Origin of the sequence: Aeromonas sp. 159, from assembly GCF_963862045.1 — a bacterium.
Classification (GTDB): domain Bacteria; phylum Pseudomonadota; class Gammaproteobacteria; order Enterobacterales; family Aeromonadaceae; genus Aeromonas; species Aeromonas veronii.
In genome coordinates this window covers 1-26,399 of sequence record NZ_CAWLMI010000059.1, presented here as the reverse complement: position 1 = coordinate 26,399, position 26,399 = coordinate 1, and the positions used below count along the sequence as shown (strand labels likewise).

Annotated in this window: 25 protein-coding genes and 1 pseudogene; 15 read left to right on the top strand and 11 right to left on the bottom strand. The window is 59.2% G+C overall.

The genetic code is table 11. The annotated features are described in order from the left end of the window. Positions 1-289 (bottom strand): annotated as a pseudogene (gene hcp1, locus AACR14_RS11510) (type VI secretion system effector Hcp1); the annotation flags it as partial. A gap of 408 nt (positions 290-697) precedes the next feature. Between hcp1 and AACR14_RS11505 the strand changes: the two are divergent. From AACR14_RS11505 to AACR14_RS11490, 4 genes are all read left to right on the top strand, one after another. Continuing rightward, positions 698-1,582, top strand: coding sequence for a DMT family transporter (locus AACR14_RS11505; protein ID WP_019446290.1), 885 nt, complete (start codon positions 698-700; stop codon positions 1,580-1,582). Positions 1,583-1,687: 105 nt separating this feature from the next. Beyond that, positions 1,688-3,625 (top strand): methyl-accepting chemotaxis protein, encoded by a 1,938-nt coding sequence (locus AACR14_RS11500; protein ID WP_019446289.1) that lies wholly within the window; start codon positions 1,688-1,690, stop codon positions 3,623-3,625. A gap of 503 nt (positions 3,626-4,128) precedes the next feature. Next, on the top strand, positions 4,129-5,583 hold the full coding sequence (locus AACR14_RS11495) for an OprD family outer membrane porin (protein WP_019446288.1): 1,455 nt from the start codon (positions 4,129-4,131) through the stop codon (positions 5,581-5,583). A gap of 141 nt (positions 5,584-5,724) precedes the next feature. After that, positions 5,725-6,552, top strand: coding sequence for an SDR family oxidoreductase (locus AACR14_RS11490; protein WP_019446287.1), 828 nt, complete (start codon positions 5,725-5,727; stop codon positions 6,550-6,552). A gap of 92 nt (positions 6,553-6,644) precedes the next feature. Here AACR14_RS11490 and AACR14_RS11485 read toward each other — a convergent pair whose 3' ends face one another. Continuing rightward, entirely contained in the window at positions 6,645-6,977 is a 333-nt protein-coding gene (locus AACR14_RS11485) for a DUF1904 family protein (protein WP_019446286.1), read from the bottom strand. Between the two features lie 88 nt (positions 6,978-7,065). On the opposite strand from AACR14_RS11485, the gene AACR14_RS11480 reads away from it, so the two are divergent. The 4 genes from AACR14_RS11480 (at position 7,066) to AACR14_RS11465 (ending at position 10,656) form a co-directional block, all read left to right on the top strand. Continuing rightward, the gene (locus AACR14_RS11480) at positions 7,066-7,968 is read left to right on the top strand and encodes a TraB/GumN family protein (protein WP_019446285.1); all 903 of its coding nucleotides are present in this window, start codon (positions 7,066-7,068) and stop codon (positions 7,966-7,968) included. Between the two features lie 121 nt (positions 7,969-8,089). After that, on the top strand, positions 8,090-8,269 hold the full coding sequence (locus tag AACR14_RS11475) for a DUF3149 domain-containing protein (protein ID WP_005338733.1): 180 nt from the start codon (positions 8,090-8,092) through the stop codon (positions 8,267-8,269). Positions 8,270-8,457: 188 nt separating this feature from the next. After that, on the top strand, positions 8,458-9,039 hold the full coding sequence (gene smrA / locus AACR14_RS11470) for a DNA endonuclease SmrA (protein ID WP_019446284.1): 582 nt from the start codon (positions 8,458-8,460) through the stop codon (positions 9,037-9,039). Between the two features lie 138 nt (positions 9,040-9,177). After that, positions 9,178-10,656 (top strand): carboxypeptidase M32, encoded by a 1,479-nt coding sequence (locus AACR14_RS11465; protein WP_019446283.1) that lies wholly within the window; start codon positions 9,178-9,180, stop codon positions 10,654-10,656. 118 nt (positions 10,657-10,774) lie between these two features. On the opposite strand, the gene AACR14_RS11460 is transcribed toward AACR14_RS11465, so the two are convergent. From AACR14_RS11460 to AACR14_RS11435, 6 genes are all read right to left on the bottom strand, one after another. Next, the gene (locus AACR14_RS11460; RefSeq protein WP_019446282.1) at positions 10,775-11,176 is read right to left on the bottom strand and encodes a VOC family protein; all 402 of its coding nucleotides are present in this window, start codon (positions 11,174-11,176) and stop codon (positions 10,775-10,777) included. Positions 11,177-11,270: 94 nt separating this feature from the next. Further along, complete coding sequence (locus AACR14_RS11455; RefSeq protein ID WP_019446281.1) at positions 11,271-12,890, bottom strand: DUF7305 domain-containing protein; 1,620 nt, start codon at positions 12,888-12,890, stop codon at positions 11,271-11,273. Beyond that, entirely contained in the window at positions 12,887-13,447 is a 561-nt protein-coding gene (locus tag AACR14_RS11450; protein WP_005338746.1) for a PilW family protein, read from the bottom strand. The genes AACR14_RS11455 and AACR14_RS11450 overlap by 4 nt, the downstream gene beginning before the upstream one ends. After that, positions 13,441-13,833: a type IV pilus modification PilV family protein gene (locus AACR14_RS11445; protein WP_019446280.1), complete on the bottom strand. Its 393-nt coding sequence runs from the start codon at positions 13,831-13,833 to the stop codon at positions 13,441-13,443. The genes AACR14_RS11450 and AACR14_RS11445 overlap by 7 nt, the downstream gene beginning before the upstream one ends. Next, positions 13,830-14,249 (bottom strand): GspH/FimT family pseudopilin, encoded by a 420-nt coding sequence (locus tag AACR14_RS11440; RefSeq protein WP_005338751.1) that lies wholly within the window; start codon positions 14,247-14,249, stop codon positions 13,830-13,832. Before AACR14_RS11440 ends, AACR14_RS11445 begins: the two co-directional genes overlap by 4 nt. Before the next feature lies 1 nt (position 14,250). Continuing rightward, entirely contained in the window at positions 14,251-14,640 is a 390-nt protein-coding gene (locus AACR14_RS11435) for a type IV pilin protein (protein ID WP_005343572.1), read from the bottom strand. Between the two features lie 411 nt (positions 14,641-15,051). Between AACR14_RS11435 and AACR14_RS11430 the strand changes: the two genes are divergently transcribed. Further along, positions 15,052-16,596 carry an AlkA N-terminal domain-containing protein gene (locus tag AACR14_RS11430; protein ID WP_026035053.1) on the top strand — a complete coding sequence of 515 codons (1,545 nt, stop codon included), beginning with the start codon at positions 15,052-15,054 and terminating at the stop codon, positions 16,594-16,596. Further along, the gene (locus tag AACR14_RS11425) at positions 16,593-17,066 is read left to right on the top strand and encodes a methylated-DNA--[protein]-cysteine S-methyltransferase (protein ID WP_019446278.1); all 474 of its coding nucleotides are present in this window, start codon (positions 16,593-16,595) and stop codon (positions 17,064-17,066) included. The genes AACR14_RS11430 and AACR14_RS11425 overlap by 4 nt, the downstream gene beginning before the upstream one ends. 85 nt (positions 17,067-17,151) lie before the next feature. Here AACR14_RS11425 and AACR14_RS11420 read toward each other — a convergent pair whose 3' ends face one another. The 3 genes from AACR14_RS11420 to AACR14_RS11410 all read right to left on the bottom strand — a co-directional run bounded on the left by AACR14_RS11420 (position 17,152) and on the right by AACR14_RS11410 (position 20,787). Further along, positions 17,152-19,011, bottom strand: a complete 1,860-nt coding sequence (locus AACR14_RS11420; RefSeq protein WP_019446277.1) for a peptidase U32 family protein — start codon at positions 19,009-19,011, stop codon at positions 17,152-17,154. Positions 19,012-19,108: 97 nt separating this feature from the next. Next, positions 19,109-19,717 (bottom strand): LysE family translocator, encoded by a 609-nt coding sequence (locus AACR14_RS11415; RefSeq protein WP_019446276.1) that lies wholly within the window; start codon positions 19,715-19,717, stop codon positions 19,109-19,111. A 128-nt stretch (positions 19,718-19,845) separates the two neighbouring features. After that, a complete protein-coding gene (locus tag AACR14_RS11410; protein ID WP_019446275.1) occupies positions 19,846-20,787 on the bottom strand; it encodes a LysR family transcriptional regulator in 942 nt (313 codons plus the stop codon). 226 nt (positions 20,788-21,013) lie between these two features. Between AACR14_RS11410 and AACR14_RS11405 the strand changes: the two genes are divergently transcribed. The 5 genes from AACR14_RS11405 to AACR14_RS11385 form a co-directional block, all read left to right on the top strand. Continuing rightward, positions 21,014-22,102 carry a ketoacyl-ACP synthase III gene (locus tag AACR14_RS11405; protein ID WP_019446274.1) on the top strand — a complete coding sequence of 363 codons (1,089 nt, stop codon included), beginning with the start codon at positions 21,014-21,016 and terminating at the stop codon, positions 22,100-22,102. Between the two features lie 253 nt (positions 22,103-22,355). Further along, positions 22,356-23,570 (top strand): methyl-accepting chemotaxis protein, encoded by a 1,215-nt coding sequence (locus AACR14_RS11400; RefSeq protein WP_019446273.1) that lies wholly within the window; start codon positions 22,356-22,358, stop codon positions 23,568-23,570. A gap of 9 nt (positions 23,571-23,579) precedes the next feature. Continuing rightward, positions 23,580-23,948 (top strand): response regulator, encoded by a 369-nt coding sequence (locus AACR14_RS11395; RefSeq protein WP_005338778.1) that lies wholly within the window; start codon positions 23,580-23,582, stop codon positions 23,946-23,948. Positions 23,949-23,961: 13 nt separating this feature from the next. Further along, positions 23,962-24,288, top strand: coding sequence for an STAS domain-containing protein (locus tag AACR14_RS11390; RefSeq protein WP_005358513.1), 327 nt, complete (start codon positions 23,962-23,964; stop codon positions 24,286-24,288). Between the two features lie 22 nt (positions 24,289-24,310). Further along, positions 24,311-26,399, top strand: a 2,089-nt coding sequence (locus tag AACR14_RS11385) for a chemotaxis protein CheA (protein WP_019446272.1), incomplete at its 3' end; no start/stop codon positions are given.

The following is a 26,399-nucleotide window of genomic DNA, read 5'->3' as shown; positions in this document are numbered from 1 at the left end:
TCAGGGTCACTTTCGGCAGCATTTCACCGGAAGCCAGTGCGTTATACATCAGCGGCACAGCTTTGTTCAGCGCAACGGTGAACTTGAACGGCTTGTGGACACGCTGACCAGCCGGCTGACCGGATTGCGGGTCGGTCGGGACAGTCACAACGTGCTGGAACTCTTGTACCAGCATCTCGTCTTCGTGACCTTGTACGAAGATGTTGCCGACGGAATCGGAAGTGAAGGCACCGGCGGTGATATTGCCCTGGGTTTTACCTTCGATGCTGATATAACATGGAGTTGGCATGGGTATGCTCCTAAATAGGTTGGTTAAACGAGATAGCACTCGACCAACCTTTAGCAGCGACCATGCCACTTTTTTATTCCTTACTTATCAGGTAATTACCTTCTACCAGTTCTCGCTCAACGCACAAGCACGCAATAAGTTGCCGAGAGCAGTGAATTTAATCGTGATTACTTGCCTAATCCGTATAAATCACCAGTTAGTGAGCAAGAAGTTGCTCTATATAGAGCATTTATTCTTTTCAGGGCAAACCTCCAATCCTTTGCCAGTGCTAACTTTCCACTGGCTAAGCCCGCTCGGACAGAACAACCAGCTTGCAAGTCATCGCCCGCCTCGAAACTGTTTGTCGGTTGTCACTCTGTTAGACTGCACACTTTTCTGTTGCTCATTCATCTTGCAAAGGAGTGTTGGATGTCCGGATGTTCCTGGTGGGATAGATCCACCGGTTTTGCACTGCTGACCATTGTGCTGTGGGCCTCGCTGGCGGCGCTGACGTCACGGGTCACCAGCGTGTCACCACTGGTGCTGGTCGGGCTGGTGCTGTTTTTCTGCGGGGTCGGGGCCTTGCCGTTTTGGCGCCAATGGCGCGCTCGCCCTATTACCTGGCTGGTGACGGTTACGGCATTGCTGCTCTACCATCTGCTGCTCTTTATGAGCTTTCGCCATGCCCCGGTGCTGGAGGCCAACCTCATCAACTACCTCTGGCCGCTCTGCATCATTCTGTTCACCCCGCTGTTGTTGCCCGGCCATCCACTCCATACCAATCACCTGCTGGCTGGCGCCTTTGGTCTGGCGGGCTCCATGCTGGTGATGGTCAACGGCGAGCTGCAACTACAGCAGACCTATCTGCCGGGATACCTGTTGGCGCTCGGTGCAGCTGTCGTCTGGGGAGCCTACTCGGTATTATCACGCCGTCTGCCGCCAGCCCCCGCCGTGGTCACTGCGGCAGCCTGTCTGCCCGCGGGTTTGCTGGCGCTGCTGCTTGCCCGTCTGCTGGAGGGGCCCCTGCCACTCACGCAGATCCCCACCAGTGACTGGTGGCTCATCATCGGGCTGGCGCTGGGCCCCATGGGGGCGGCCTTTGTGACTTGGTATCTGGCACTGCGAGACGGCGATCCACGCCGGATCGGTGCCCTTGCCTACCTGACACCGCTGCTGAGTACCTTGCTGCTGGTGTTGCTCAATGGAGAAGCACTGACCTCGCGCCATCTGCTGGCCGGTGCACTTATCATGGGCGGCGCCCTGCTCGGTATGCTGGGCCAACGCAACAGAGCACTGGCATCCCCAGCCAGTTAAGTCGGTAAAATAGGGCCACCTGACCATGCTGTCATAAAAACGCCATCATCCCTGTTTAGGCTCGGGCCACGCTCCCCCATGGTCTGTGCTGACAGGAATTACCCCGTGAAAATCGCCCATTACGCCACCCTCTCCTCCCTTGTTTTGTTACTGGTCGCGGGAGGACAGGCGCTGGCCCTCTACCACGGCTGGCAGCAGCTTGCCCGTACCAATCAGGCCCAGCATCAGCACGAGACGCTGCAACAACTGGTGACCGTGACCCTGCAAAACAGCCTGCGTGACTACCTCAACAGCGGCGATCCACAGCAACTGACCGCTGCGGAGAAGATCCGCCAGCAAGCGCTTTCCTCGCTGGCCGCTCAGGATGATGCCGTGGCGGCCCCGCTCAGGCAGCAACTCGAACAGATGGGGCAGCGCATCGCGCACGACTATCAGGCCGCAGGCAAGCTCTCGGGCAACAGCCAACTGCTGCTGCAAAATGCGGAGAGTGAGCTGGGCAGCCAGGCCATGGCGCTGATCCGCTATGGGGAGCAAGGTGCCAGCACAGAACAATCTGCCGCGGCACAGCAATATCGTAGCGGTGCGGCCGAGATCCTGGCGGGCCTGCCGCGCCTCGCCCATTTGCGCCAAAGCTATATGGAGCAGGGCAATGAGAAGCTGCTCGAAGGGATCCGCTTTGAGCTGGAGGCACTGCAAAAACAGGCGCAAGCGCTGCAAGCCTTGCCGCTGCTCGGCCTGTATGAAGAGGCTCCCGCCGATGAGTTCACGCTGGGGGAGCCGGTACGCAAGGAGCTGGGAGATCAACCGCGCAGCGAATTACGTTCGCTGCTGGGCCGCTATCCGCAGGAGCTGGCCAACAGCCGCACGGCGCTCCAGCAACAACAGGCTGGCCGCCAGACCGTGCAGCAAGACATCATGGCGATGTTGCAAGCGACCAGACAGATGGGGGAACAACTTGCCCACGAACGGCAAGCCGTCAATCAGGAGCTGGCCACCATCCTCGGCACGCTGGCGCTCTGTCTGGTGATAGTCGCCCTGCTGTTTGCGCTGGTGCAACGACGCTGGCTGCTCGCCCCCTTGTTGCGACTGCGCGGAGCCTTTCTGCAGCTCGATCAGACGGGGCAGGCCGAGCCGTTGCCTGCCGGGCGCGATCGCAACGAGCTGGCCGATATTGTTGCCAGCTACAACCGGCTGATCGGTCGCTTGCAGCAGAATCAACAACAAAAAGAGGGGCAGCTATCAGCGGTATCCCTCAGTCTGCAAGGGATGGTCAGTCAGGTTGACGAGATCCACCACAGCACCCGCACCACCGAACAGGTGGTCGATGAGAGCGGTCAGATGATGGATGAGCTGAACCAGCTGGCCGGAGAGGTCCATCAGGTCGCCGCCGACATCGCCCAGCATGCCCACCATAACGAACAGGCGATGAGCCAGAGCGAAGATCTGGTGGGGAGCATGCTGCACGCCACTCATCAGACCGGACTGGCAATTGACGAAAGTGATGAGGCGCTGCAAGCCCTTACCCGCTCGGTTGCCGATGTGACGGCCATTGTCGATGTGATCGGTCATATCGCTCAGCAGACCAACTTGCTGGCCCTCAACGCCGCCATCGAAGCGGCCCGCGCAGGGGAACAGGGACGCGGTTTTGCCGTGGTTGCCGATGAAGTGCGCCACCTCTCGGCCAATACCCAGCAATCCCTCAACCAGATCACCGATATTCTGGGGCGCCTGACCCAATCCGGCGAACAACTTGGCACTGTACTGAACCGGATCACCAGCGAATCAAGCCGCCAGCGAGCGCAGGCGGAACAACTGCGCCAAACTACCCAGGCAGTGCGGGAGATCGCCCGCAACACCGCAGTGATCGCCCTGCAGGGCGCCGACAACGCCAAAAGTCAGGAACACAAGCTGGCCAGTTTTGCCGATCTGATCACCCGTATCCATCAGCATGCCCGTCAGGTGAGTCAGCTCTCGGTGCAGGTCTCCTCCCATATCCACCATCAGGCGCAGCAGATCCCCCGCATCCTCGGCCAGCAAGGCTGACCCCTATTCGCCCCGCATCCCCACCAGATCACTTTCCCTACGACCAGAGGGAAAGTTTTTTTGTGGCACAAAATTATCTGTTATCGGCAGGTTAACTGACACCTCTTCCGCCGTACCGGATGAAAACCCGCACTGGCGCTGGCCGCAGCCTCAAGAAAACGCTCTCATCACCGTGATACCTGCCATGAGGCTGTTTACGACCTTGCCCATGATTATTTGCACTCGGTCATACTTTTGAAACGTTGAGGGAACTTTTCATTGATATTTCGCACCGCGAACGTACTCTTGGGGTTGTCCGATAGCCAAGAATCGGAACATAAAAAAACAACATGTGATGATCAGGACTGCCAACTACAGATGTGCCAAGACATCTGGGTTTGCAGGTAGCCAAGACAAGATTTTTTGCCCTTCGGGGTTTTGATTGCAATGCCAATACCGAGCGGTAGGCCGATGCCAACTGCCGGAAAAAAAAAGCTAAGTCCATAAAATCAGGAGCAATAAAAATGGAAAAAGTGATCTTCAAGCGCGCCGCTTTGAGTGCCGCTGTGGTAGCCGCTCTGGTCGCCCCCGGTATGGCGTTGGCTGCTCAGGATATGATGAGCCCGGAATACGGCCAGTCCTATGAAACCTTCGTGAAAGACTCCAAACTGACCGGTGGTCTGTTCTACTTCCAGCGTGATCGCGCCCGTGTTGACTCAGGTGTAGTACCTGCAGATAACACCGGAAAATATCGCTCAAACCTGAGCCATGCGACCGCTCAATTAGCTCTTAACTTCAACTCGGGTTATGCATGGGACGTGGTTGGCTTGGACTTGGGCGGATACACTGCCTATGACTTAGCCATTGATGAAAGTAACCCGGTCAACGCCGAGAATGAATTCTCTTTCTGGGGACGAGCTTGGGGAACCAGCAACACCGAATCAGAAAATGGCGCAAGCCTGACCAACGCAGCCCTTAAGTTGAAGTTGGTTGAAGGTCTTACTGCAAAAGCTGGCTATACCCAATTGTATGTTCCTGGCCAGATTGGCGTTAACTGGTCCTACCAACCAGGTACTTATCGTGGTGGACAAGTTGAAGGTAACGTAGGTGGTCTCTATTTGACCTACGCTATCGCAGATGAATACAAAGCTCCCTGGTTCAAAGAAACCCAAGGCTTTTATAAAAGTAAAGCGTGGGGCGGAGCTTGGGGTAATACCTTCGATAAAGAAAACGAGATCGACTACATCCATGCCGTCGCCGCTCGTTACACCTTTGAAAATGGCACAGCCATTACTGGCTCTTTCGGCCAATCAGCCGATTATATGGATAGCTACCACTTCAAACTGGCTCACAAGTTTGACGTACTGGGCGGCCTGTCAACCAGCTACCAATTCTATGGCTCCGAAACAGAAACGTACAAAAACGCCTCTGGTCGTGATGTAGAAACTTATGATGGCCTGGCATGGCAACAAGCACTGACAGCTGCGTGGAACTATGCGCAGTACGGTTTCCGTCTGGAAGGTATGTGGACCAAAGCTGAGGGTGTTGAAGGCAACTACCTGCCCCGTCTGACCCGTGGTTACGGCAACTCCCAGGGCGCCAACGAAATTTGGTGGGACTCCCGCTCTGACTGGAACGCCAACAACGAAAAAGCGCTGTTCTTCGGTGTAACACGTTCTCTGGATGACCTGGTTGGTGCTCCTGGCTGGTCTGTAGGCGTATCCGGTGCTTACGGCTGGGATATGGAGAAAGGTGATGGAACTAAAGTTGCTGAAGGCGATACCGAGTGGGCAGCCAACTTCGATGTCAGCTATACCGTGCAGGATGGCAAGCTGAAAGGCACCCTGTTCAAACTGCACTACACCGACTACAACAATGACCTGCCATCAACTTGGAAGGGCTGGACTGACTATCCGAACGTGTTTACCTCCGAGCGTGACGTCAAGTTCCACATCATCATGCCGTTTACCATCATGTAATCAGGCAATACGATGTCAGCAAACCGGGCCACTTGGCCCGGTTTTCTTTTTACCGGTTGGCAAGCTAACATGCGAGCCGGATAAGAATTTTACCCGCTCACCTGCCCACACGCTTTTGTCAGCAGTCACAAGGACGCCATCATGCCCCGTTTTGTTCTGATCACCGGTTGTTCCAGCGGTATTGGCCTCGCCGCCGCACAGGCGCTGGGGCAGCACGGTTTTACCGTGATCGCCTCGGCACGCAAGGCGGAAGATGTGGCCCGTTTGCAGCAACAGGGATTGCTGGCGGTACAGCTGGATCTGGCGGACCCTGCCTCCATCGAGCTGGGTGCCAGTGCGGCGCTCCATCTGGCGGGCGGGCGCCTCTATGGCCTGTTCAACAATGGCGCTTATGGCCAACCCGGGGCGCTGGAAGATCTGCCCACCGAAGCGCTCAGGGAACAATTCAATACCAACCTGTTTGGCTGGCACCATCTGATCCGTCAGGTGCTGCCGCCGATGCTGGAGGCCAAAGAGGGGCGGATAGTGCAGAACAGCTCGGTTCTGGGACTGGTTGCCATGAAGTATCGCGGCGCCTACAACGCCAGCAAATTTGCGCTGGAAGGTTATAGCGACACTCTACGCCTCGAACTGGCGGGTAGCGGGGTACATATCAGCCTGATTGAACCAGGCCCCATCGATACCCGTTTTCGTGCCAATGCCCGCAGCGCCTTCTTGCGGCACATCGATCCGGCCCAGAGCCGTCATCAGTCGGCCTACCGCCAGACCCTGACACGGCTGGAAAAAGAGGGGGCCACCAGCGGCTTTACCCTCCCAAGCGAAGCCTGCATCCCGCCGCTGCTCCATGCGCTGACCCACGCCCATCCCAAGGCGCGCTATCCTGTGACCACTCCGACCCGGCTGTTTGCCTTCCTGCGACGGGTATTGCCCACTCGCTGGCTCGATAAACTGCTGGTCAAATCGGCCTGATCCCGTGATTGGCGACCAAGTACCCGGTCGCCCAAGTGGCGTTAGCCGGGTAGCGGCGTCACCCGCCCCACCAACCTGGTTTGTCCCTCTCTTCAATAGTGCTCGCCATTGCTGTAGTAGGCGCTCTTGACCAGAGGGATCACCTGCACCACCACATAGGTCTGCTCCCCCAGCACCCGTTTCAAATGGCGCGTGATAAGGCGCGCGGCGGCGTCCTGCATCTCTTGTGGCCGCTCGAACCAGTGCAGCTCGACAAACGGAAAACCCGCCTCGGGCTCGCCGTTGCGTATCCAGCAGCTATCAATCCGCTCCATGGTGACAAACTCCGGCTTGCCGCCGGTCAGCTCGCAAAGCTCGGCCAGCAGCGGGCCGCTCAGCTGTTGCAGGGTCTCGAGCGTCACGGCGCGAAAACGAAGATGGGGCATGGCAAACCTCTTGGTTATCTGAAATGAGGACTTATCATAGGAGTTATTGTCAGCAAGAGAAGTCACCCGGCGCACATTAAGGATCCCCATGAGATTTCATCGCACCCTCTTTGCCTTCCTGCTCTGCCTGCTGCTACCGCTGCACGCCTTTGCCGATCCCGCCTTCTATCGGGTGAGCAAGGGCAACCAGCAACACTGGCTGCTGGGCTCCATCCATGCAGGTAAACCAACCCTCTATCCTCTGCCCGAGCCGGTCGAGCGCGCCTGGCTGCAGAGCCGCTCACTGGTGATGGAGGTGGACATGAACAGCATCACGCCGGATCAGTGGCAACAGACCGGCTCCCTCACCCGGCTGGTGGATGGCAAACCGCTCAAGGATCATCTGCCCGCCGAGCTCTATCAACGCACCCTGATGGCGGGGGCCCGCTATGGCATCGACGAGGCGACCCTCGCCACCCTGCGCCCCTGGTTTGCCGCCATTACCCTGACCCAGGCCGCCATGGCCCGCTCCGACTTCAAGAGTGAACTCGGGATAGACCAGCACTTTGCCGTCCGGGCCGCCAAAGAGGGCAAACCGGTGGTGGGCTTTGAAACCCTGCTAGAGCAGCTCGGTTATCTGGCCAGCGTGGGTGACAACCAGACCCTGATGCTCGCCAGCACCCTTGATGAGCTACCGATGCTGGAGAGTGGTTTCGCCGCCGTGATGAAGGCGTGGCAGCAGGGAGATGAGGCGACGCTGATCAATCTGCTCAAGGAGGAGATGGCTCCCCCCCCGCTGCAAAGCTGGATGGAGCAGACCCTGCTGGCCGAGCGCAATCACAACTGGCTGAAGAAATGGTCCACCCTGCCCAATGAGAGCTTTATCGTGGTAGGCGCCCTGCATCTTTATGGCGAGCAGGGGTTGCTGGCGTTGCTGGAGCAGCAAGGGTGGCGCATTACCCCGCTCACCACACCGGGCCCTGTGCAGGCTCGGTCGCAAGGAGTCCAGTGAGAACGATCACAGATCGCACTGGTTATTAAACAACCTGCAAGGGAGTTGATCGGGATCATCCCGGACGGGGCAAAGAGGTATTTATCATGCCTGTCATCAACCGGGTGACAGGAGCAATAAAATGGACTTTTGGCTGGACCTGATGTTTGGCAACAGCGTGGGATTGATGTCGATGCTGGTGATTATCGGCACCTTCTTGCTCATCAGCTCTTACGCGGCCTACTTCATCTACAAGGTGATGCACTCGCAACCGCCTCATTCACAGCAACCCCATTCTCAACAACCCAAAGAGGGCAAATAATCCTCTGACCACAGGCGGCAGTTCACACTGACCGCCTGTGCTGTTTTATGGTTCGCGACTGTGATTCCCGAGCCAAGCTGCACTGGTATCCATGCTGGGCCTCCCTTATCCCCCTCCCCCTTTCCCCGTTTTCTGTGCCGGTTGCGACCGTTATAATGGCCCCCACTTTTTCTTATGGGGAGCCTGCCGTGTCTCATAACGACGAACTCTCGCTATTTATGAATGAAGTGGCCGACGTGCGGCCCATTCGCAGCGACAACATCCATCCCCATGCGGCCAAATCCGCCCCGACCGAGGCGCAGCTCGCTCGCCGTCAGGCTGCCACCGCCGAGCAACTCGCCCTCGACCACCTCACCATGGAGGCCATCGAGATGCGCGATCCGCACGAAATCGTCGGCTTCAAGCGTGATGGGGTGCAGGAGGGGGTCTACAAGAAGCTGCGGCTCGGCAAATACGAGCTGCAGGCCAGCCTGGACTTGCACCAGAAAACCCTCAATGAGGCGCGCCAGACGCTGGTGCAGTTCATTGCGGATTGTGAAGCCCGGGATATCCGCTGTCTGCTGATCCTGCACGGCAAGGGGGAGCGCAGCACCCCGCGCGCCCTGCTGAAAAGCTATGTGAGCGCCTGGTTGCCACAACTGCCCGCCGTCATGGCGATCCACAGCGCCGAGCGTCGCCACGGCGGCAGCGGTGCCCTCTATGTGCTGCTGCGTAAAAGCGAACGCAAAAAAGCGGAAAACCGCGAACGGCACCAGAAGCGGCTCGGCTAATCCGCGTTTCGCCCCCACGCCTTTGGCCCGCCTGCGTGAAGGTGGTCAACTATACAGCGGCGGTGTTAGCATCGAACGGCCCCGAGCATGCCAGGTACGGGGCGGCATACCATCAGGGACGATAACAAGGACAATCCCATGTCATATCAAAAGCTTGAACAACATCAGCAACAGATCCACCGCTTTAGCCACCTCGCCGCCATCTGTGGCTGGGATCAGGCGGCCATGATGCCGGAAGGGGGCAACGATGCCCGCGCCGAAGCGATGGCCGAACTCGGTCTGCTGATCCACCAGAAGCGCACCGCTCCCGAGCTGGGCGACTGGATTGCCAAGGCCGAGAGCGAACCGCTCGATGAAGTGCAACGGGCCAACCTCGGCGAGATCAAGCGCCAGTGGCAAGATGCAAGCCTGCTGCCCGGTGAGCTGGTCGAAGCGCTGTCGCTCGCTGGCAGCAAGTGCGAGCACGCCTGGCGCAGCCAGCGCAAGAACAACGACTGGGCCGGTTTTGCCCCCAATCTCGAGGAGGTGGTGAAACTCTCCCGTGAAGTAGCGCAGCTGCGGGCCGATGCGCTTGGCGTGCGCCCCTACGACGCCATGCTTGCCCTCTATGAGCCGGGCATGACCAGCGCACGGCTCGATCAGATCTTCGGCGATCTCGCCAGCTGGCTGCCGGCTCTTATCCAGACCGTGAGTGAACAGCAGAAGGGCGATGCCCTGCTGCTGCCGCAAGGCCCCTTCCCCATCCCGACCCAGCAAGCGCTCGGTCAGGAGGTAATGGGACTGCTCGGCTTTGATTTCGCCCACGGCCGGCTCGATGTGAGCAGTCACCCCTTCTGTGGCGGCGTGCCGACCGACGTGCGGATCACTACCCGCTATAACGAGCAGGAGTTTGTCTCCAGCCTGATGGGCATAGTGCACGAGACCGGTCACGCCCGTTACGAGCAGGGGCTGCCGCGCCATCTGCTGGGTCAGCCGGTGGCCGAGGCGCGCTCCATGGCGATCCACGAGAGTCAGAGCCTGTTTTGTGAAATGCAGCTGGGGCATCATCCAGCCTTCCTCGCGCTGCTGGCGCCACGTATTCGTCACCACTTCGGCGAGCAGGCGGCGTTTGCGCCGGACAATCTGGCCAAGCTCTACAGCCGGGTCGAACCGGGCTTTATCCGGGTCGATGCAGACGAGGTGACCTATCCGGCCCACGTTATCCTGCGCTACGAGCTGGAGCGCGATCTGGTGGAAGGGAAGATCGAGGTGGCCGACATCCCCGAGCTGTGGGATGCCAAGATGCAGCAGTGGCTGGGGCTCTCCACCAAGGGCAACTACCGCAATGGCTGCATGCAGGATATTCACTGGACCGACGGCTCGTTTGGCTACTTCCCGAGCTACACCCTGGGCGCCATGTATGCCGCCCAGCTGCGTTTTGCCCTCGAAAAAGAGCTGGGCAGCATGGGTGAGGTGATCGTGGCGGGCCGCCTGCCGGAGATCTTCGGCTGGCTCGGACGCAACATCTGGTCACAGGGGAGCCTGCACAGCACCGACGAGCTGGTGCGCCGCGCCACCGGTGAAGCGCTCAATCCGCACTGGCTGCGCCAGCATCTGGAACAGCGCTACCTGAAGTAATGAGCGCAGTAAGCTAACAGCAGAACGGGGCCCTTTTTAGTTGACCACTAAAGGGCCCCGTTTTTATGGCGGTACATGGCACAGCACGCCCCACCACCATGCTGTAAAAAGAGAGGATTCAGAGAGGATCAGGGGAACCCAGCAACTCGCACAGTTGCAGGATATTGCCCTCAGGGTCGAAGGCGTTGCGCACCACAAAGCCGGGCCCTGTCCACTGCTGTGGCAGCAAACCGCCGCCGAGATCCGCCGCCTTCGCTTCTGCCCAGGCGAGGCTGGATACGGTGAAGAACAGCTTGATGGCCCCCTCTTCCCGCAGTGCTGGCGGCCGCTTGATAACGACTTGCCCGGCATAAGGCGCAGGAATGGCATGGATCAGCAGCTGGATATCGCTGTTTTCCAGCACTACCAGCTGCTCATCCTGATTGCAGACCACCATCTGCAGCAATGTACGGTAAAAGTGGGTCAGCAAGCCCGGATCCTTGGCATAGATCAGGGCACCGGCGCGAGCGGGGCCTGGCATGGAGCTCTCCTCAACAGTGAACGACTGGGTGGACAGATCTCCACCTTCTCACAGTTGCGCGCCCCGTTCGATCCTTTTTAGCGGCTCGCCAGCCTCACTGCACAAAGTGCCACTGCCGCAGTGCCAGTGTCGGAGGCGGCCCCTGATCATCCCCCAAATCTGCCATGCCCAGCGCCTCGTCATAGTGCACACCGCCCGCGCCACTCTCGGTCAGGTGTTTTGCCCGCACCGCCCCGTACAGACCGCCACTTCCGCTGATCTTCATCTCGGTCAGCGGGGCATAGAGAGCGGCATAGAGCGGCGTATTGCCCGACAGCTTGATCCCATCCTTGCCGCTATACGCGGAATAGAGGGAGATAGCAGGCGTACCGCCAGTGGTCAGCCCCTGCTTGGCTGCCGTCACCTCTGCACCGGCCCCGAGATCGACCTTGCCGCTGACGATCAGGGTCAGGCTGCTCCCCTCGCTCACCGTCAACTTGTTGCTGCCAGTCATGGTGAAATCCTTGTCGATCAGCAGCACCACATCCCCCTTGATGGTGAGGCTGGCATCGGCCCCCATATTGAGGCTGTCGAGCTGATAAATGGTCTGCTCCTTGCCAAACAGCTCCCCCTTGCCGGATAGCGGCAGCCCAGGCTTGTGCTGGTTGCTGCTGGTGACCGAGCCAGTGGCAGGATCCGTGGTCAGCACCATCTGCTGGGTGGCGCCCAGCGTCAACGGGCCATTCAGCGGCAGATTGGCCAGCTTGGGAGAGTTCGGCAGCGCGGTCACATTGAGCGGGTCACACACCTGCCCGGCCACCGGTGGCAACCTAGGATCGTTGCGGTACTCGGGATCCAGATACTTCTGGTTCTCCTGATCTTTAAAAAAACCAGCACCACCATAACTGAGTTTGCCGCTGTCGATGCTGGTACCCCAGTCCATGGAAACATTGCCATTGACCGCCACCTGACCACCGATGCGCCCCCCTTTCAGGGTCAAACTACCGCCCCCTTTCACATTGCCGGAGACCCGGACAATCTTGTCCGAAGAGGGGGAGATAATGACGTCGCTCCCGGCATTCACGTTGCCGGAGATGGGAGAAGATCCGTTCAGGGTCACGGAGCCGGTCGCCCGTACATCGCCCCAAATTGGCGAATTGCCGTCGAGCACTACATTGGCCTTGTCACTGACGGTCGCCACCTTGGCATTCTGGTTAATGTTGGTGCCGCCATATTTGCCCTTGCGCGAGTCATAGCTGTCGATAAAACCGCTCCCAGAGAGGCTCAACCCTTCACACGCCACCACCGAATCCTGAAAGATGAGATTGCCGGGCTCACGCTTGAGGGCAAACAGGGCGTTGAGGCTGGCATTGCCCTCCAGATAGCGGCCATGGCTCTGCAACGCCAGCTTGCTGCCAGCAGAGGCATCCAACTGATCGATGCGGAAGCGGCTGCCCGCCATGGCTCCTTCCCCCTTGCCAGGCACCTTCTGCACCAGCCGCTCCCACTCTATCCGCGGTTCGGCGCCAAGGGCCTGATGCAGGGCTCGATAGCTCTCGTTCATGCCCTGCTCGGCACTGAGCTGCGCATTGATCTTCTTGTGAAAATTGCCGCTCAGGCGAGTCTGCAACTGGTTCTCCTGAATGCTGGTAAACACCAGCAGACTCGACAGCAGGCTCACCACCAGCACCACCAGCAGTACGGCTCCCCGCTGCCCCTGCAATCCCTTGTTCATCCCGCTCCCCCTGCTGTAGCGTTGGCACCGGATGTGGCCAACGCTGCTGCCCAGACCGCCTTGCGGCGGGCCACCTGCACCTCTACTCCCGGCGCCAGATAGCTGGGCAACCCTTCGGGCAAGATGCGGATATTGACCAACGCACCCTGCTGGCCGAATTCAAGATCCTGAAGATGGGCCAGCAACAGGCGCGGGCCATCTCCGTCATCGCAACTGAGTACCGGCGGTGTGAAGCGGTACTGCTCGGTAAAATCGGCGGTTTTCTGGTTGCCAAGGCAGGAGAGCACCTGACTGCCCCCCTCAACCTTGAAGGCCAGCGTCAGGCGATCAGGGGTCACGGCTATCAGTTGATCCGCCTGCTTGATGCTGTTGGTAAAGGTGAGGGTGGCAAAGCGCAGCACTTCGTTCGCCTGCTCCAGCGCCTTGCTCTGTTCGACCGTGCTCTTGATCGGGGCGTAACCGGCAAAAATCGCCAGCATCAGCATCAGACCGAGCACCATGGAGATCATCAGCTCGACGAGACTGACGCCTCGTTGCCGTGAGGGGACGCTCAGCATAAGGGCGGAAATCCTGCGTTCAGCTCCACCCGCTTGGCGCCGGAGACCCGCTCATCCTGCCACTCGATAGCGACCACAAAGTTGTCGCTATAACGGTTCGGTAGCACCAGCCGGTGGCCCTCGTGCAGGGTGAAGCGGGCAAGAAAATCGGACTGGGTGAACCGCTCGGGCTTGCGCTGCACTTCACACAGCGAACTCCAGATCTGCTCCACGCTGTTGCTCGCCTCGATCGTAGCCAGCGTGCTCTGCAAGCTGTAATGCGCCTGCTGCAACGAGACCACCTGCCCCTTGGCGAGACCGAGAAACACCATCACCGCCAACACCATGGAGACCATGATCTCCACCAGATTGAAGCCCTGCTGGCGGGCAAGTGCGACGTGTCTCATGAGCAGCTCCCTTGCAGCAGCTGGCCACTCGGGGCCACGCAGAGCACCCGCTGCTCACCGAGGCGATTGGCCAAAATGATCTCGGCGTGGCTGCTACTGCCGGTTGGCGCGATCTGGATGGGGTCAAACGGCTTGATCACCACTCCGCCAGCAGGTGCTGCTGCCTGACGCAGCAACTTGCTGTCAGCCATCACCTCCCAGCCACCGTTCTCGGTGCCCTGCAGTACCACCGGCAGGGTCAGCTTGACCGCTTCGCTGCGGGCAAAGCGGTAGGCTGAAGCGAGTTCGGTCGCACTGCGATCGAGCCGTTCGGCCGCGAGGCGCTGACTCATGGAGGGCAACCCGACCAATAGCAAGATGGCGGCTATACCGACCGTGATCATCAACTCAATCAGAGTAAATCCGCGCACATTCATCTTATGATCCCCAGCAGTCATGGCGATTGGCCGCGCGATAACCGGTCTGATCGAGGGTCAGAGTGCCGCACTCATCCTGTTGTCGCGTCGTTGGAATGGCTTTAAGCAGGTAGTCGCCAGCATCTTGCTGGCTGTAGCTGAACTGGTAGAAATCCGTGTTGGAAGGGGTAGCAAACGTATCGGGATAACGGCCCTGTTGGGTATAGATACGTTCGAGGGCGAGCGCCTGCTCCAGCAATTGCTGCTGCGCTTCGTAACGGCGTCCCTGTTGCAGATAACCCTGATACGCTGGCAACGCGATGGCCGCGAGAATGCTGACAACCGTCATGGCGATCAACAACTCGATCAGACTAAACCCCCGGCAATGGGGCCATGCCTTACAGTCGTTCACTTATCATCCTTGGCAAGTGTTGTTGTTATTGGTCGGCCCTGGGCCGCAAACGTGATGACTTAATAATCATCAAAAATTAACTGACTCGATTGAACAACACAAAATCGCCACACTCAATGTAAAAAAGATAGTTATGTGATCTGTTATTAATTTTTAAGCAGTTTTCGCCGCCACTAATCTCGCTATGCAAATAAAGCTAAGCCAATCGTGCCTACGAACCGTCCGTTATGCTCCCTTCTGTCGAGCCGAGACATATGAATAACAGCGTGACGAAGAGTGAAACCCGGCCGTGCAATGAAAGAGCAAAAAAACCTTTGGCCAATTTTTGCTATCCCTGTCCGTTTCTGGCTAGTCACGGCCCCCGAGCCCCCTTACTCTCTTGCCATCTATTCCAGCAAAGCCGCCAACACCATGAATGCAAAGCCCAGCCCAGAGTCGTCACCGGATGAGGTGATCAACACCCTCAGCCGCGAGCAGTGTCACGCCGCACGGCTCGCCCGCGACGCTCGTTTTGATGGCCGCTTCTTTACCGGCGTGCTCTCGACCGGCATCTACTGCCGGCCAGTCTGCCCGGCACGGCCACCGCACGAGCACAATGTGCGCTACTTCCAAAGCGCCGCGGCCGCCGAGCAGTATGGGTTGCGACCCTGCCTGCGCTGCCGCCCTGAACTGGCCCCCGCCGCCCGTGGCGATCTGCCGGTTGAACTGGCACGTCTGCTGGCGCGCATCGATCGCGGCGAGCTGGCTGACGGCACGCTCGCTGAACTCGCCGCTGAGGCCGGGATCAGCGAACGCACGCTACGCCGCCAATTCGAGCAGCACCTCGGCGCCTCGCCAAAACAGGTGGAGCAGACGCGCCGCCTGCTGCTCGCGAAACGACTGCTGACTGAAACTGGGCTGCCCATCACCGACATCGCGTTTGCCGCTGGCTTTGCCAGCATCCGCCGCTTCAATGACGCCTGGCTCAACGCCTACGGACTGGCCCCGCGCTCCCTGCGCCAGCAGGAGCAGCACGGTGACGCGCCAGAGCACATGAGCACGCAGCCGCGCGGCGCAACCCTGACGCTGCAACTGCCCTACCGCCCTCCGTATGACGTGGCGGCCATGCTGGCGTTCTACCGGCTGCGGGCGATCCCCGGGCTGGAGCGAGTAGATGGCGAGGTGTATGAGCGGCGCTACCGGGTCGGCGATCAGGTCGCGCTGGTGCGCATCGCGCAGGGCAAGGAGCATAGCCTGCAGCTTACCGTCCATGATCTGCCGCTCGCAGCTCTGCCCGATCTGCTCTATCGGGTGCGCAGGATGTGGGACCTCGATGCCGACATGCAGCGGATCGGCGATCAGCTCGGTCAGGATCCGCTACTGGGCCGTTTGCAGACACGCTGGCCCGGCGTGCGGCTGCCGGGTGGCTGGGACGAATACGAGGTGATGCTGCGCGCCATCGTCGGCCAGCAGGTCTCGGTCAAGGGAGCCATCACCATACTCGGGCGACTGGTGGCGCGCACCGAGGCGCAATACGGGGTGGCGCAACTACCGACCCCCGCCCAGTTGTGCGAACTCGATCTCGACGGTATCGGCATGCCCGGCAGCCGTATTCGTACCCTGCGGGGCGTGGCACAGGCGCTGGCCAGCGGCGAGCTGACCCTCACGACAGCCAGTGACGAACAGTTGCTGGCGCTGCCGGGCATAGGCCCCTGGACGGTCGCTTACTGGCGGCTGCGTTGCGGGCTGGATACCGATGCCTTCCCCGCCTCCGATCTGGTACTGCAAAAGGCACTCGGCGGCGGCACCAAGCTGCCGGTGAAAGAGGTATTGGCGCAAAGCGCAGCATGGCAGCCGTGGCGCAGCTATGCTGCCAGCTGGCTGTGGCATGCCATGAGTGCAGCGCCCGATTTTCTGATCCATGCCACTGGCAACGAAAACCAGCCGGATAACCAACAACAGGAGATAACCCCATGATCCGCTACGATATCCTGCCGACCCGCTGCGGCGAGCTGCTGGTCGCCATCAATGAATCTGGTCTGGTGCACGTAGACTTTGTGGCGGGCCTGCGGGCACTGCCCGATATGAGTGGCTGGCAGCAAGATCACGGAGCACTGGCCCCCTTCCTCGCCGAATTTGACGCCTATTTTGCCGGTCGCTTGCTGCGCTTCTCCCTGCCCCTTGCCGCCCGTGGTACTGCCTTTCAGCAGGCGGTGTGGCAAGCGCTGTGCGACATCCCCTACGGCGAAACCCGCAGCTACAGGGATATTGCCCGCGCCATCGGCAAACCCGATGCGGTGCGGGCAGTGGGCGCGGCGAACGGCCGCAATCCGCTCTCGATCATCGTTCCCTGCCATCGGGTGATCGGCCAAAACGGCAGCCTGACCGGCTATGCGGGGGGATTGGAGATTAAAAAAGCGCTGCTGGCGCTGGAGAGGGGCAATTAAAGGGAGGTGGGCGATTAAAGGAGTCTGAGTAGAGCGCCTGCGATAAAAAATTGCCCCTTTCCTGACTGAGAAAGGGGCTCATTGATCAGCGTTTCAGGCTGCCCATCACATGCATTTCACAGCGGTTACAGTCAAAACGCAGGCGGAAGGTGTCTTTACCCATCTTGAGTTCCAGCGGCTCGGCCTTGAGACCGGGTACCTCGTTCGGACAGAGGTTCTGGCTGTAGCGGATGCAATGCTTGGTGATCATCAGCACCACTTCCCGCTCCTCCTTGTTCGCCTCATAGGCGGGAGCAATCCGCTCCACCCCGTGTTCGCGGAAGAACTGCTCGGCCGCGCTGTTCAGCACATTGCCAAGGTAGGAGAGACGGTGCTGGGGATAGTTGATATCCCGCAGGGCAATCCGTCGCTCGGGGCGCTGGTAGCTGGCCACGCGAGCCGCCTCCAGCGCGGCGATGCCGTCCCGGCGCAAACCGTTGAGCTGTGATGCGGCGATAAATAGCGAGTGAGTGAATGCCAACTCAATCTTGCGCGCCACAAACAGGGTATTGCCGAGTTTGCCAAGTTGATCCCGCGCCTGCTGCAACGCCCGCTCCGGATTGTCGGCAGGCTGTTTGTCGCAAGGCAGGGTCACCGCGGCGCTGATGCCTTGCTCGTCGGTGAGCGTGAGGCTCACGCCCTCATCGCATTCTGCCAGCACCATATCGACCCGAATGCGGCGATCTGCGCTCGCCTTCTCCAGCATCTTGCTGAACGCCTGATCGTGGTTGCGGTAGATTTCTGTCCCCACCTTCAGCCCCGGCATGCGTTCTGATAGAAGTAACTGCTTACCTTCGACCTTGTTGAGGCGCATCCCCACCAGCTCGTTGTTCGGCTTGAAGAAGCCCAAACCGTCGCCGTTGTTGAGGGTGACCTGTTTGCCATCAATCTCGATACCGTCACGGGTCACCTTGGTGACACGCCCGAGCGGTTCACCCACATATTTCGGGCTCTTGGTGGAGTCGATCCCCTGCTGGCGGCCATGGAGGAAATAGTCGGTGCTGCCGCGGTTGAAGCTCTTCTTGGGGTCAGGCGTGAAGCTGTAGCTGCAACGACCCGCAGAGGCGGCCACCAGATCGGAGCGGCTATCCAGAATGGCGTCCAGCTTCTGGCGATACCAGGCGGTGACGTTCTTGACGTAGTCGAGCCCCTTGAGGCGCCCTTCAATCTTGAAGGAGCGGATCCCAGCCTCGATCAGCGCCTCCAGGTTGTCGGTCTGATCCATATCCTTGAGCGACAGCAGGTGGCTGTCGGCCACCAGCACTTCACCGTCCGGCTTTTGCAGCGAGCAGGGCAGACGGCAGAGCTGGGCACACTCGCCACGGTTGGCGCTGCGGCCGGTACGGGCATGGCTGATGTTGCACTGGCCGCTGTAGGAGACACAGAGCGCGCCGTGGATAAAGAACTCCAGCTGCACATTGGTCGCCGCGCTGATCTCGCGGATCTGCGCAAGAGACAGTTCGCGCGCCAGCACCACCTGAGAGAAACCCACATCCTGCAGAAACTTCACCTTCTCCGGCGTGCGGTTGTCGGTCTGGGTACTGGCATGGAGCGCGATGGGAGGCAAATCCAGCGCCAGCAGCCCCATATCCTGCACGATGAGCGCATCGGCACCGGCTTCGTAGATCTGGTGGGTCAGCCGCCGGGCCTGCTCCAGCTCATGATCGTGCAGCAGGGTGTTGAAGGCGACAAAGACCTGGGCGCCGAAACGGTGGGCGTGACGTGCCAGCGCTTCGATATCCTCGATGGAGTTGCCCGCCGCACTGCGGGCGCCAAAGGCAGGGCCACCAATGTAGACGGCATCGGCACCATGGTTGATGGCTTCGATGCCGTAGGCGAGGTTCTTGGCCGGAGCCAGCAGCTCCAACCGGTTGTTGTGGCTTAACGGGTGCTTGTTCTGGTGCATGGTCTCGGGATCAGGGCGGACAGCAAATGGGCGCTACTCTAGCCCATTCACCGCCTGCGTGCCTTGATCCCGCTTAAGGTATCCGCAAAATGCAGGATTAGATAACCACCTTGAGTGCCAGTCCCAGCAGCACCAAGCCACTCACCTTATCGATCACAAAGGATTTGGCTTTAAGCCACGCCAGCACTGGCCCGCGCGAGAGCACCAGCGCCACCAGCACGTACCAGACGGCATCGATCCCGCCAGCGGTGAGCATCATGATGCCCCCTTCGCTCCAGCCGGTATCGGCCCGCACAAACTGACTGAACAGAGCGATGAAGAAGACCGCCAGCTGCGGGTTGAGGAAGGCCACCATAAAGCCTTCAAAGGCCCCCTGCCGACCGCGCAACTGATGTACCTCTTCATTCCCTTCTTCACTGGCTGGTTTTGCCAGCAGGGCTTTCACCCCGAGCCAGGCAAGAAATGCGGCGCCACCATAGCGGATCAGATCAAACAGGATCGGAGTCTGGGTGATCATGATGGAGAGGCCAAGCGCGGTGACCAGCGCATAGATACCAACACCGAGGCCGTGGCCAAGCGCGGTGGCGACGCCGTGCCCCTGCCCACCCTGCACAGTGTTGCGGATGATCAGCGCCAGACTCGGCCCCGGGCTGATGGCGCCCATCACGCAGATTGCGGCCAGTGCCAGCCAACTCGTCAGTTCCATGCATTTCCTCTTTATATGCTCGATATGATGACCTGCATTCAGGGTACGGGCTGAGCCATTATGCCAGTAGTGAAAGTTATGAATAGATTCCATAACCAATGGCTATGGCACCACACAACTGACTGCGGCTAACCGCCGAGACCGAGCAGCTTGCGACTCTCGCCGACGGTACGTTGCAGGTGATCCCGCAGGAATGGGTAGGCCAGCTCGCGAAACCAGCGGTGGGCCGGATCCTGATGGTGGCGCTTATGCCACAGCAGATGATACTGCTGGTCGCGGGTAGCAAATGGCAGATCGACAAAGGTGAACTCATGGCCGCAGGAGAGCTGCCAGGCGATATGGGCCGGGGTTGTCATCAGGCAATCGGTGCGCAGCAACACCTCCACTGCCGCCTGAAAGAAGGGGACTCTGGCAAACCAGCGCCGACTCAGTCCCTGCGGCGCCAATACCTGCTCCACCGGGCTGTCCTTGTCGCCACCGCCACTCACCTGCAGGTGAGGCCAGGCGAGATAGTCATCGAGATTAAGCGTCTTGCCTGCCAACGGGTGGTGACGTCCCATCAGCACCGCCAGCCGATCTTCCCCCTGATGCAGACCGCGTATCTGCTCCGGTACCTGCTCGGTGATGGTAGAGACCAGATCGAGCTCGGACTGCCACAGCTGCGGCAGCTGACGTTTGTCCCACAGGCTGTACTCCAGCGCCGCCAACGGCGCCTGTTTGGCGAGCGCGGCACAGATATCGGGCAGGATATGCTGGGCCACATAATCGGAGGAGGCGAGCCGAAATACCCGCTCGCAGCGGCTCGGGTCAAACCCGGGGGCCTCGTAGAGCCGCTCCAGCGCACCGAGAGAATCCGCCAGCTGGGCGGCCAGCGCTTCGGCACGCGGCGTCAGCAGCCAGCGTTGCCCCTCCCGCACCAGCAACTCGTCGTCAAACTCGCTGCGCAACTGGGCAAGCTGCTTGCTGATGGAGGGCTGACTCAGGTGCAGCAGCTCGGCGGCGCGGCTGATATTACGGGTCTCCAGCAGTACCTTGAGGGTCGGCAACAAGTTGAGATTGGCTCTGAGCAAGGAGATACCCTCATCGGTGGTGAAACGCCTATCTTAGGGCAGAGGAGTCCCGCGTTTTAAGCAAAATTTCCAGCCATGCTCAGCACGTTGCAGCCCTTTGCGACCAGATGGCACAGCTGAGCCCCCCGCACATAACCATGACCACAAGATGACAGTGGTTGTCTCGTACGGCATAATTGCACGATTTTCCGCCCGCGGGCGATCCACTTTGAGAAGCGGTAACAAGATGAAATACGCCAATATCACCGGCTGGGGCAAATGCCTGCCTCCCTCTGTGCTGACCAACGACGACCTCAGCACCATCATGGATACGTCAGACGAGTGGATCTATCCGCGCACCGGCATCAAGGCCCGCCGGATCTCCCATGTCAGCACCTCGGATCTCGCCACCCTGGCCGGTCGCCGCGCACTGGCCTGCGCCGGTCTGGAAGCGAGCGATCTCGATGGCATCATCCTGGCTACCGCCACCCCGGACAACCTGCTGCCAAGCGCCGCCTCTGCGGTGCAAAAGAAGCTGGGCGCAGTCAACGCTGCCGTATTCGACCTCAACGCGGCCTGCACCGGTTTTGTCTACTCCCTCTCCGTCGCCACCTCGCTGGTGCAGACCGGCATGATGAAGAAGGTGCTGGTGATCGGCGCCGAGCGCCTCACCTACCTGCTGGACTGGGCACGCCGCGATACCGCCGTGCTGTTTGGCGACGGGGCAGGTGCCGTGGTGATCGAGGCAAACGAACAGGAGTGTGGCCTGATCGCCAACAAGCTGGGCTGTGACAGCGAAGCCCGGGAGATCCTGCACGTACCGAACTTCGGTACTGATCGGGTGCGTTTTGCCGATATCGATGGGCTGTTCACCTTCAACTTCGAAGGTCCGGAGATCTTCAAACGCGCCGTACGCGGCATGGGTGAAGCCACCAGCACAGTGCTGGCGCAGGCCGGTATTGCGCCGGAGCAGGTCGACCTGATCGTGCCGCACCAGGCCAATATCCGCATCATCGAGACCCTCGCCAAGCGGATGAATGCGCCGATGGAGAAGGTGATGGTCAACATCGAAAACTATGGCAACACCTCCGCAGCCACTGTGCCCATCGCTCTGTGCGAAGCGCTGGAGCAGGGCCGCGTCAAGCCGAACTCCTATCTGCTGACCGCTGCCTTCGGTGCCGGTCTGACATGGGGAGCCGCCATCATCAAGTGGGGCGATCGCGTCACCCCCATCAAGGCGTGCGATGCTGAACTCCCCCCATGCGACAAGAGCGCGCTGGAGCTCATCGCCCACGCCGTGGAAGGTTGCCAGAAGGCTCACGCCAACGAGGCGTGATCCTCATCAGGAGCCTGAATCCTCAGGCTCCTTCTCTCCTTTTCATCCCCACCTGGCTCTTCCCCCCACTTCGCAAGCCACTTGATACGGCAATCGCTGATACAAACAACTCCGATTTGCAGCCAATTAATTTTTTTCCGCTAACCTTATTGTGCCAACTATAAATAAAGAAAAGAGCGTCAAGGGGCACCATGACTGTTTCGGTCCTGCGCCTTTACCTCTTACCAAATAATTGCACAGGGATAAGCTACGTATGGCACAACACAAAAGTGGCGTGAACACACCGCTTTGGGAACCGGTTTGCTGGATTTGCTGCATCGGTCTTGCTCTGCTGAGCTGCCTGTTGCTGCAGCTTGCCGATGCGCTGTCACCTCTCTACCTGCTGCTCAATGTGCTGGTTGGTATTGCCGCCGCGCTCTGGACATCGAGTAACTTCCATCAGCACACACCCCGACATCGTGCAGGAGAGGAACAAACCGTCGCAACCGATCCTCTCGCCCACTCCATCATCGGGCTCGAACAGGTGTGTGAGAAGGCACTCCCCATCTGGTCCCAGCAAATTGAAAGCTCTCGTCAACAAACCGAAGCCGCGATGATTGACCTGACTCAACGCTTCAGCGGCTTGGCCAACAAGCTGGAGGAAGCAGTCAATGCTTCTCATCTGGCAGCCGGAGAACTGGGTGATGCCAATTCCCGTGGCATGGCTGGAGTCTTGAGCGAGAGCCAGCAGCAACTCAATGAGGTAGTGGCCATCCTGCACTCCGCCCAGGCCAATCGGGACGCCATGCTGGGTGAGATAAAAAGCCTGACCACCTACACCATAGAGCTCAACACCATGGCCATGGATGTGGCCAAAATCGCCTCCCAGACCAACCTGCTGGCCCTCAACGCCGCCATTGAAGCGGCTCGTGCAGGGGAAGCAGGCCGTGGCTTTGCTGTGGTCGCTGATGAAGTGCGCAACCTCTCCCGCCTCTCCAGCGAAACCGCCCAGAAGATGACCGACAAGGTGGATACCATCAATACTGCTATCGGTCGCGCCTTCCAGATTGCCGAAAATGCTGCCGCACGGGATCACGCCTCGGCGCTCAATTCGGAGCAGACAATCGAACAGGTGCTGGCCCGTTTTCGCCATGCCACTGACAGCCTGGCGGAATCCGCCTCCCTGCTGCAAAACGAGAGCACCGATATCCATCGCGAAATCTCCAGCGTCATTGTCTCGCTGCAATTTCAAGACAGGGTCAGCCAGATCCTCAGCCACGTCAGACAAAACATGGAGAGCCTCTCCAGCCATCTGGTTGCTTCGGAGCAGAGCAGCAATGCGACAGGGCCAATCCAGATCGATGCCAATCGCTGGCTGGCAGAGATGGAACTCTCATACGCCACCGACGAACAGCGCAATATTCACCATGGTCGCACCACCCGTTCTGTCAACGCGCAACCAAGCAGCGCCGACATCACATTTTTCTAGGAGAGAGATATGGGCAAAACGATCCTGATCGTGGATGACTCGGCAACTATTCGCCAAGTCGTAGGCATGACCCTCAAGGGAGCCGGTTATGAGGTCATGGAAGCCTCTGACGGCAAAGATGCGCTCAACAAACTAGATGGCAAGAAGATCAACCTGATCATCAGTGACGTCAACATGCCGAACATGGATGGCATCACCTTCGTCAAAGAGGCCAAAAAGCTGGCCAACTACAAATTTACCCCTGTCATCATGCTAACTACCGAGTCTCAGGACAGCAAGAAGCAGGAGGGACAAGCCGCGGGAGCCAAAGCCTGGGTGGTCAAACCCTTCCAGCCCGAACAGATGCTGGCCGCAGTCGCCAAGCTCATCATGCCGTGATCCGGAGCGCATCATGCAACTACAGAGTGAGCTACTCGACAACAAGGTAGTGGTGACCATGCCGGATGAGATCACCATTTATACAGTCAGCGAGCTGAAAGATGCTCTCTCACCCTTATTGCATCAGGGGAACGAACTGGAGCTGAATCTGGCAGCGGTATCCGAGATAGACAGCGCCGGGCTGCAACTGCTGCTGGCAGCGAAGAAGACCGCTCTGCAGCAGGGCTCCTCCCTGGCGCTGGTCTGGCACAGCCATGTTGTGCTTGAACTGCTGGAGCTCTGCCAGCTCTCGGCCTTTTTTGGCGACCCCACCCTCATCACCCATGGCGAACGGCCCTGAGCCCCCATGACAAGGAGTCACCGTGAGCATCGATCTTGATCAGGCTTTACAAACCTATATCGCCGAGGCACGCGAGTTGCTTGAAGAGATGGAGTCAGCCCTTCTATCACTGGAATCTGACCCTGACAATAGCGAGCTGATTGGTGCCATCTTCCGTGCTGCTCATACCATCAAGGGGTCAGCTGGCCTGTTTGGTCTGCAACCCATCGTCGGGTTTACCCATATCGTCGAGGATCTGCTCGACCAGATCCGCAATCAGCAGCTCACCGTCACCTCTCCTCTGATCAAGGATCTGCTGGAGAGCTGTGACCACATCCAGACGCTCATCAGTGTCGTTGCAGAACAGGGCAGCACCTTAAGCGAGGGCGATGCCAACCAGGATGAACGGCTGAGGCTCACCCTCACCCGTCATCAGTGCGTCCCCCATGCCACGCTGCCAGATACTGTACATACGCCGGAACCCAAGATCGAAAAAGAGGGAGGGATTACCAGCTCCGCCTCCCTGTGGCATATATCCCTGCGTTTTGGTCCCGATGTGCTGCGCAATGGCATGGATCCGGCCGCATTTCTGCGCTATCTCGGCACACTAGGAATCATATGCTCGGTGGAGACCATCCATCAGGCGCTACCGGATTGGGAACAGTTCGATCCGGAGAATTGCTACCTCGGCTACGAGATAGACTTCGACTCGCAGGCAGATAAGGCAGCCATCAGCGATGTCTTTGAATTTGTCAGAGATGACTGCCAGATCACCATCTTGCCGCCCCACAGCAAGATCGCCGAGTTCATCAACCTGATCGAGTCGCTGCCTGAAGATAGCTCCATGTTGGGGCAGTTGCTGGTCAACACCGGCGCCCTGACGGCAGAGGAGTTAGCAAGCGGTCTGCAGGCACAACAAGCGACCCCGGCAGAACAAGCGCCCAAACTCGGGGAGATCCTGATTGCGCAGGGAGCTGTCAACGAAGCCGTCGTCGATGCCGCCCTGAAAAAACAGAACCAGACCAAGGAGAGCAAGAGCAAAGAGGGCCGTTACGTCAGGGTGCATGCCGACAAGCTGGACGATCTAATCAATCTGGTCGGGGAGTTGGTAGTCGCCAGTTCAGGAGCCAATCTGCTGGCCCAACGCACCCGCGAAAGCCAACTGCAGGAAGCCACCTCGGTCATTGCCATGCTGGTGGAAGAGATCCGCGACAGTGCACTGCGCCTGCGAATGGTGCCTATCGGCGATACCTTCAACCGCTTCCAGCGGGTGGTGCGCGATGTCAGTCAGGAACTGAACAAGGATATCACTCTGGTGATCTCCGGAGCCGAGACTGAACTGGACAAGTCGGTGGTAGAGAAGATCGGCGATCCGCTGATGCATCTGGTCAGAAACTCGATGGATCATGGCATTGAATCGGCAGAGCAACGGCTGCTGGCAGGCAAATCCCCCCGTGGCACCCTGAATCTTAATGCCTATCACGACTCCAACAGTATCGTCATCGAAATTCGGGATGACGGTGCAGGTCTCAACAAAGCCAGGATCCAGCAAAAAGCCATCGAGCGCGGTCTGATCAACCCAACCACCACGCTGACGGATCAGGAGATATACAACCTGATCTTCGAGCCGGGGTTCTCTACCGCCGAGGCGATAACCAACCTCTCCGGTCGCGGGGTTGGCATGGATGTCGTCAAACGCAACATCACAGCCCTGCGCGGCACGGTCGATCTGGACAGCATCCCGGGAAAAGGAACCCGTGTGCAGATCCGCCTGCCGCTTACCCTTGCCATCATCGACGGCTTCCTGGTGCGAGTCTGCGACACCCACTACGTCATTCCCCTCGATATGGTGATCGAGTGCGTTGAATTGACCCAGAGTGCACTGTCCGATACCCAGGGTCGCAATTACATCAATTTGCGTGGCGAGGTGCTGCCCTTTATCCGCCTGCAACACTACTTCGATACCAATGGCAGCAAAGGGAGGCGCGAGAACATTGTCGTGGTCAGCCATGCAGGCAAAAAATCCGGACTGGTAGTGGATGAACTGCTGGGAGAATTCCAGACCGTCATCAAGCCGTTGGGGAAATTGTTCCAGCGCCTGCAGGGCATTAGTGGTTCAACCATTCTGGGGG

Bases quoted from the DNA above. Each gene is read 5' to 3' on its own strand.
- AACR14_RS11455 (WP_019446281.1), bottom strand. From the start codon at position 12,890: ATGAACAAGGGATTGCAGGGGCAGCGGGGAGCCGTACTGCTGGTGGTG.
- AACR14_RS11390 (WP_005358513.1), top strand. From the start codon at position 23,962: ATGCAACTACAGAGTGAGCTACTCGACAACAAGGTAGTGGTGACCATG.
- AACR14_RS11445 (WP_019446280.1), bottom strand. From the start codon at position 13,833: ATGAGACACGTCGCACTTGCCCGCCAGCAGGGCTTCAATCTGGTGGAG.
- AACR14_RS11425 (WP_019446278.1), top strand. From the start codon at position 16,593: ATGATCCGCTACGATATCCTGCCGACCCGCTGCGGCGAGCTGCTGGTC.
- AACR14_RS11505 (WP_019446290.1), top strand. From the start codon at position 698: ATGTCCGGATGTTCCTGGTGGGATAGATCCACCGGTTTTGCACTGCTG.
- AACR14_RS11475 (WP_005338733.1), top strand. From the start codon at position 8,090: ATGGACTTTTGGCTGGACCTGATGTTTGGCAACAGCGTGGGATTGATG.
- AACR14_RS11395 (WP_005338778.1), top strand. From the start codon at position 23,580: ATGGGCAAAACGATCCTGATCGTGGATGACTCGGCAACTATTCGCCAA.
- AACR14_RS11480 (WP_019446285.1), top strand. From the start codon at position 7,066: ATGAGATTTCATCGCACCCTCTTTGCCTTCCTGCTCTGCCTGCTGCTA.
- AACR14_RS11440 (WP_005338751.1), bottom strand. From the start codon at position 14,249: ATGAATGTGCGCGGATTTACTCTGATTGAGTTGATGATCACGGTCGGT.
- AACR14_RS11430 (WP_026035053.1), top strand. From the start codon at position 15,052: ATGAATGCAAAGCCCAGCCCAGAGTCGTCACCGGATGAGGTGATCAAC.
- AACR14_RS11420 (WP_019446277.1), bottom strand. From the start codon at position 19,011: ATGCACCAGAACAAGCACCCGTTAAGCCACAACAACCGGTTGGAGCTG.
- AACR14_RS11490 (WP_019446287.1), top strand. From the start codon at position 5,725: ATGCCCCGTTTTGTTCTGATCACCGGTTGTTCCAGCGGTATTGGCCTC.
- AACR14_RS11450 (WP_005338746.1), bottom strand. From the start codon at position 13,447: ATGCTGAGCGTCCCCTCACGGCAACGAGGCGTCAGTCTCGTCGAGCTG.
- AACR14_RS11400 (WP_019446273.1), top strand. From the start codon at position 22,356: ATGGCACAACACAAAAGTGGCGTGAACACACCGCTTTGGGAACCGGTT.
- AACR14_RS11465 (WP_019446283.1), top strand. From the start codon at position 9,178: ATGTCATATCAAAAGCTTGAACAACATCAGCAACAGATCCACCGCTTT.
- AACR14_RS11460 (WP_019446282.1), bottom strand. From the start codon at position 11,176: ATGCCAGGCCCCGCTCGCGCCGGTGCCCTGATCTATGCCAAGGATCCG.
- AACR14_RS11485 (WP_019446286.1), bottom strand. From the start codon at position 6,977: ATGCCCCATCTTCGTTTTCGCGCCGTGACGCTCGAGACCCTGCAACAG.
- AACR14_RS11415 (WP_019446276.1), bottom strand. From the start codon at position 19,717: ATGGAACTGACGAGTTGGCTGGCACTGGCCGCAATCTGCGTGATGGGC.
- AACR14_RS11495 (WP_019446288.1), top strand. From the start codon at position 4,129: ATGGAAAAAGTGATCTTCAAGCGCGCCGCTTTGAGTGCCGCTGTGGTA.
- AACR14_RS11405 (WP_019446274.1), top strand. From the start codon at position 21,014: ATGAAATACGCCAATATCACCGGCTGGGGCAAATGCCTGCCTCCCTCT.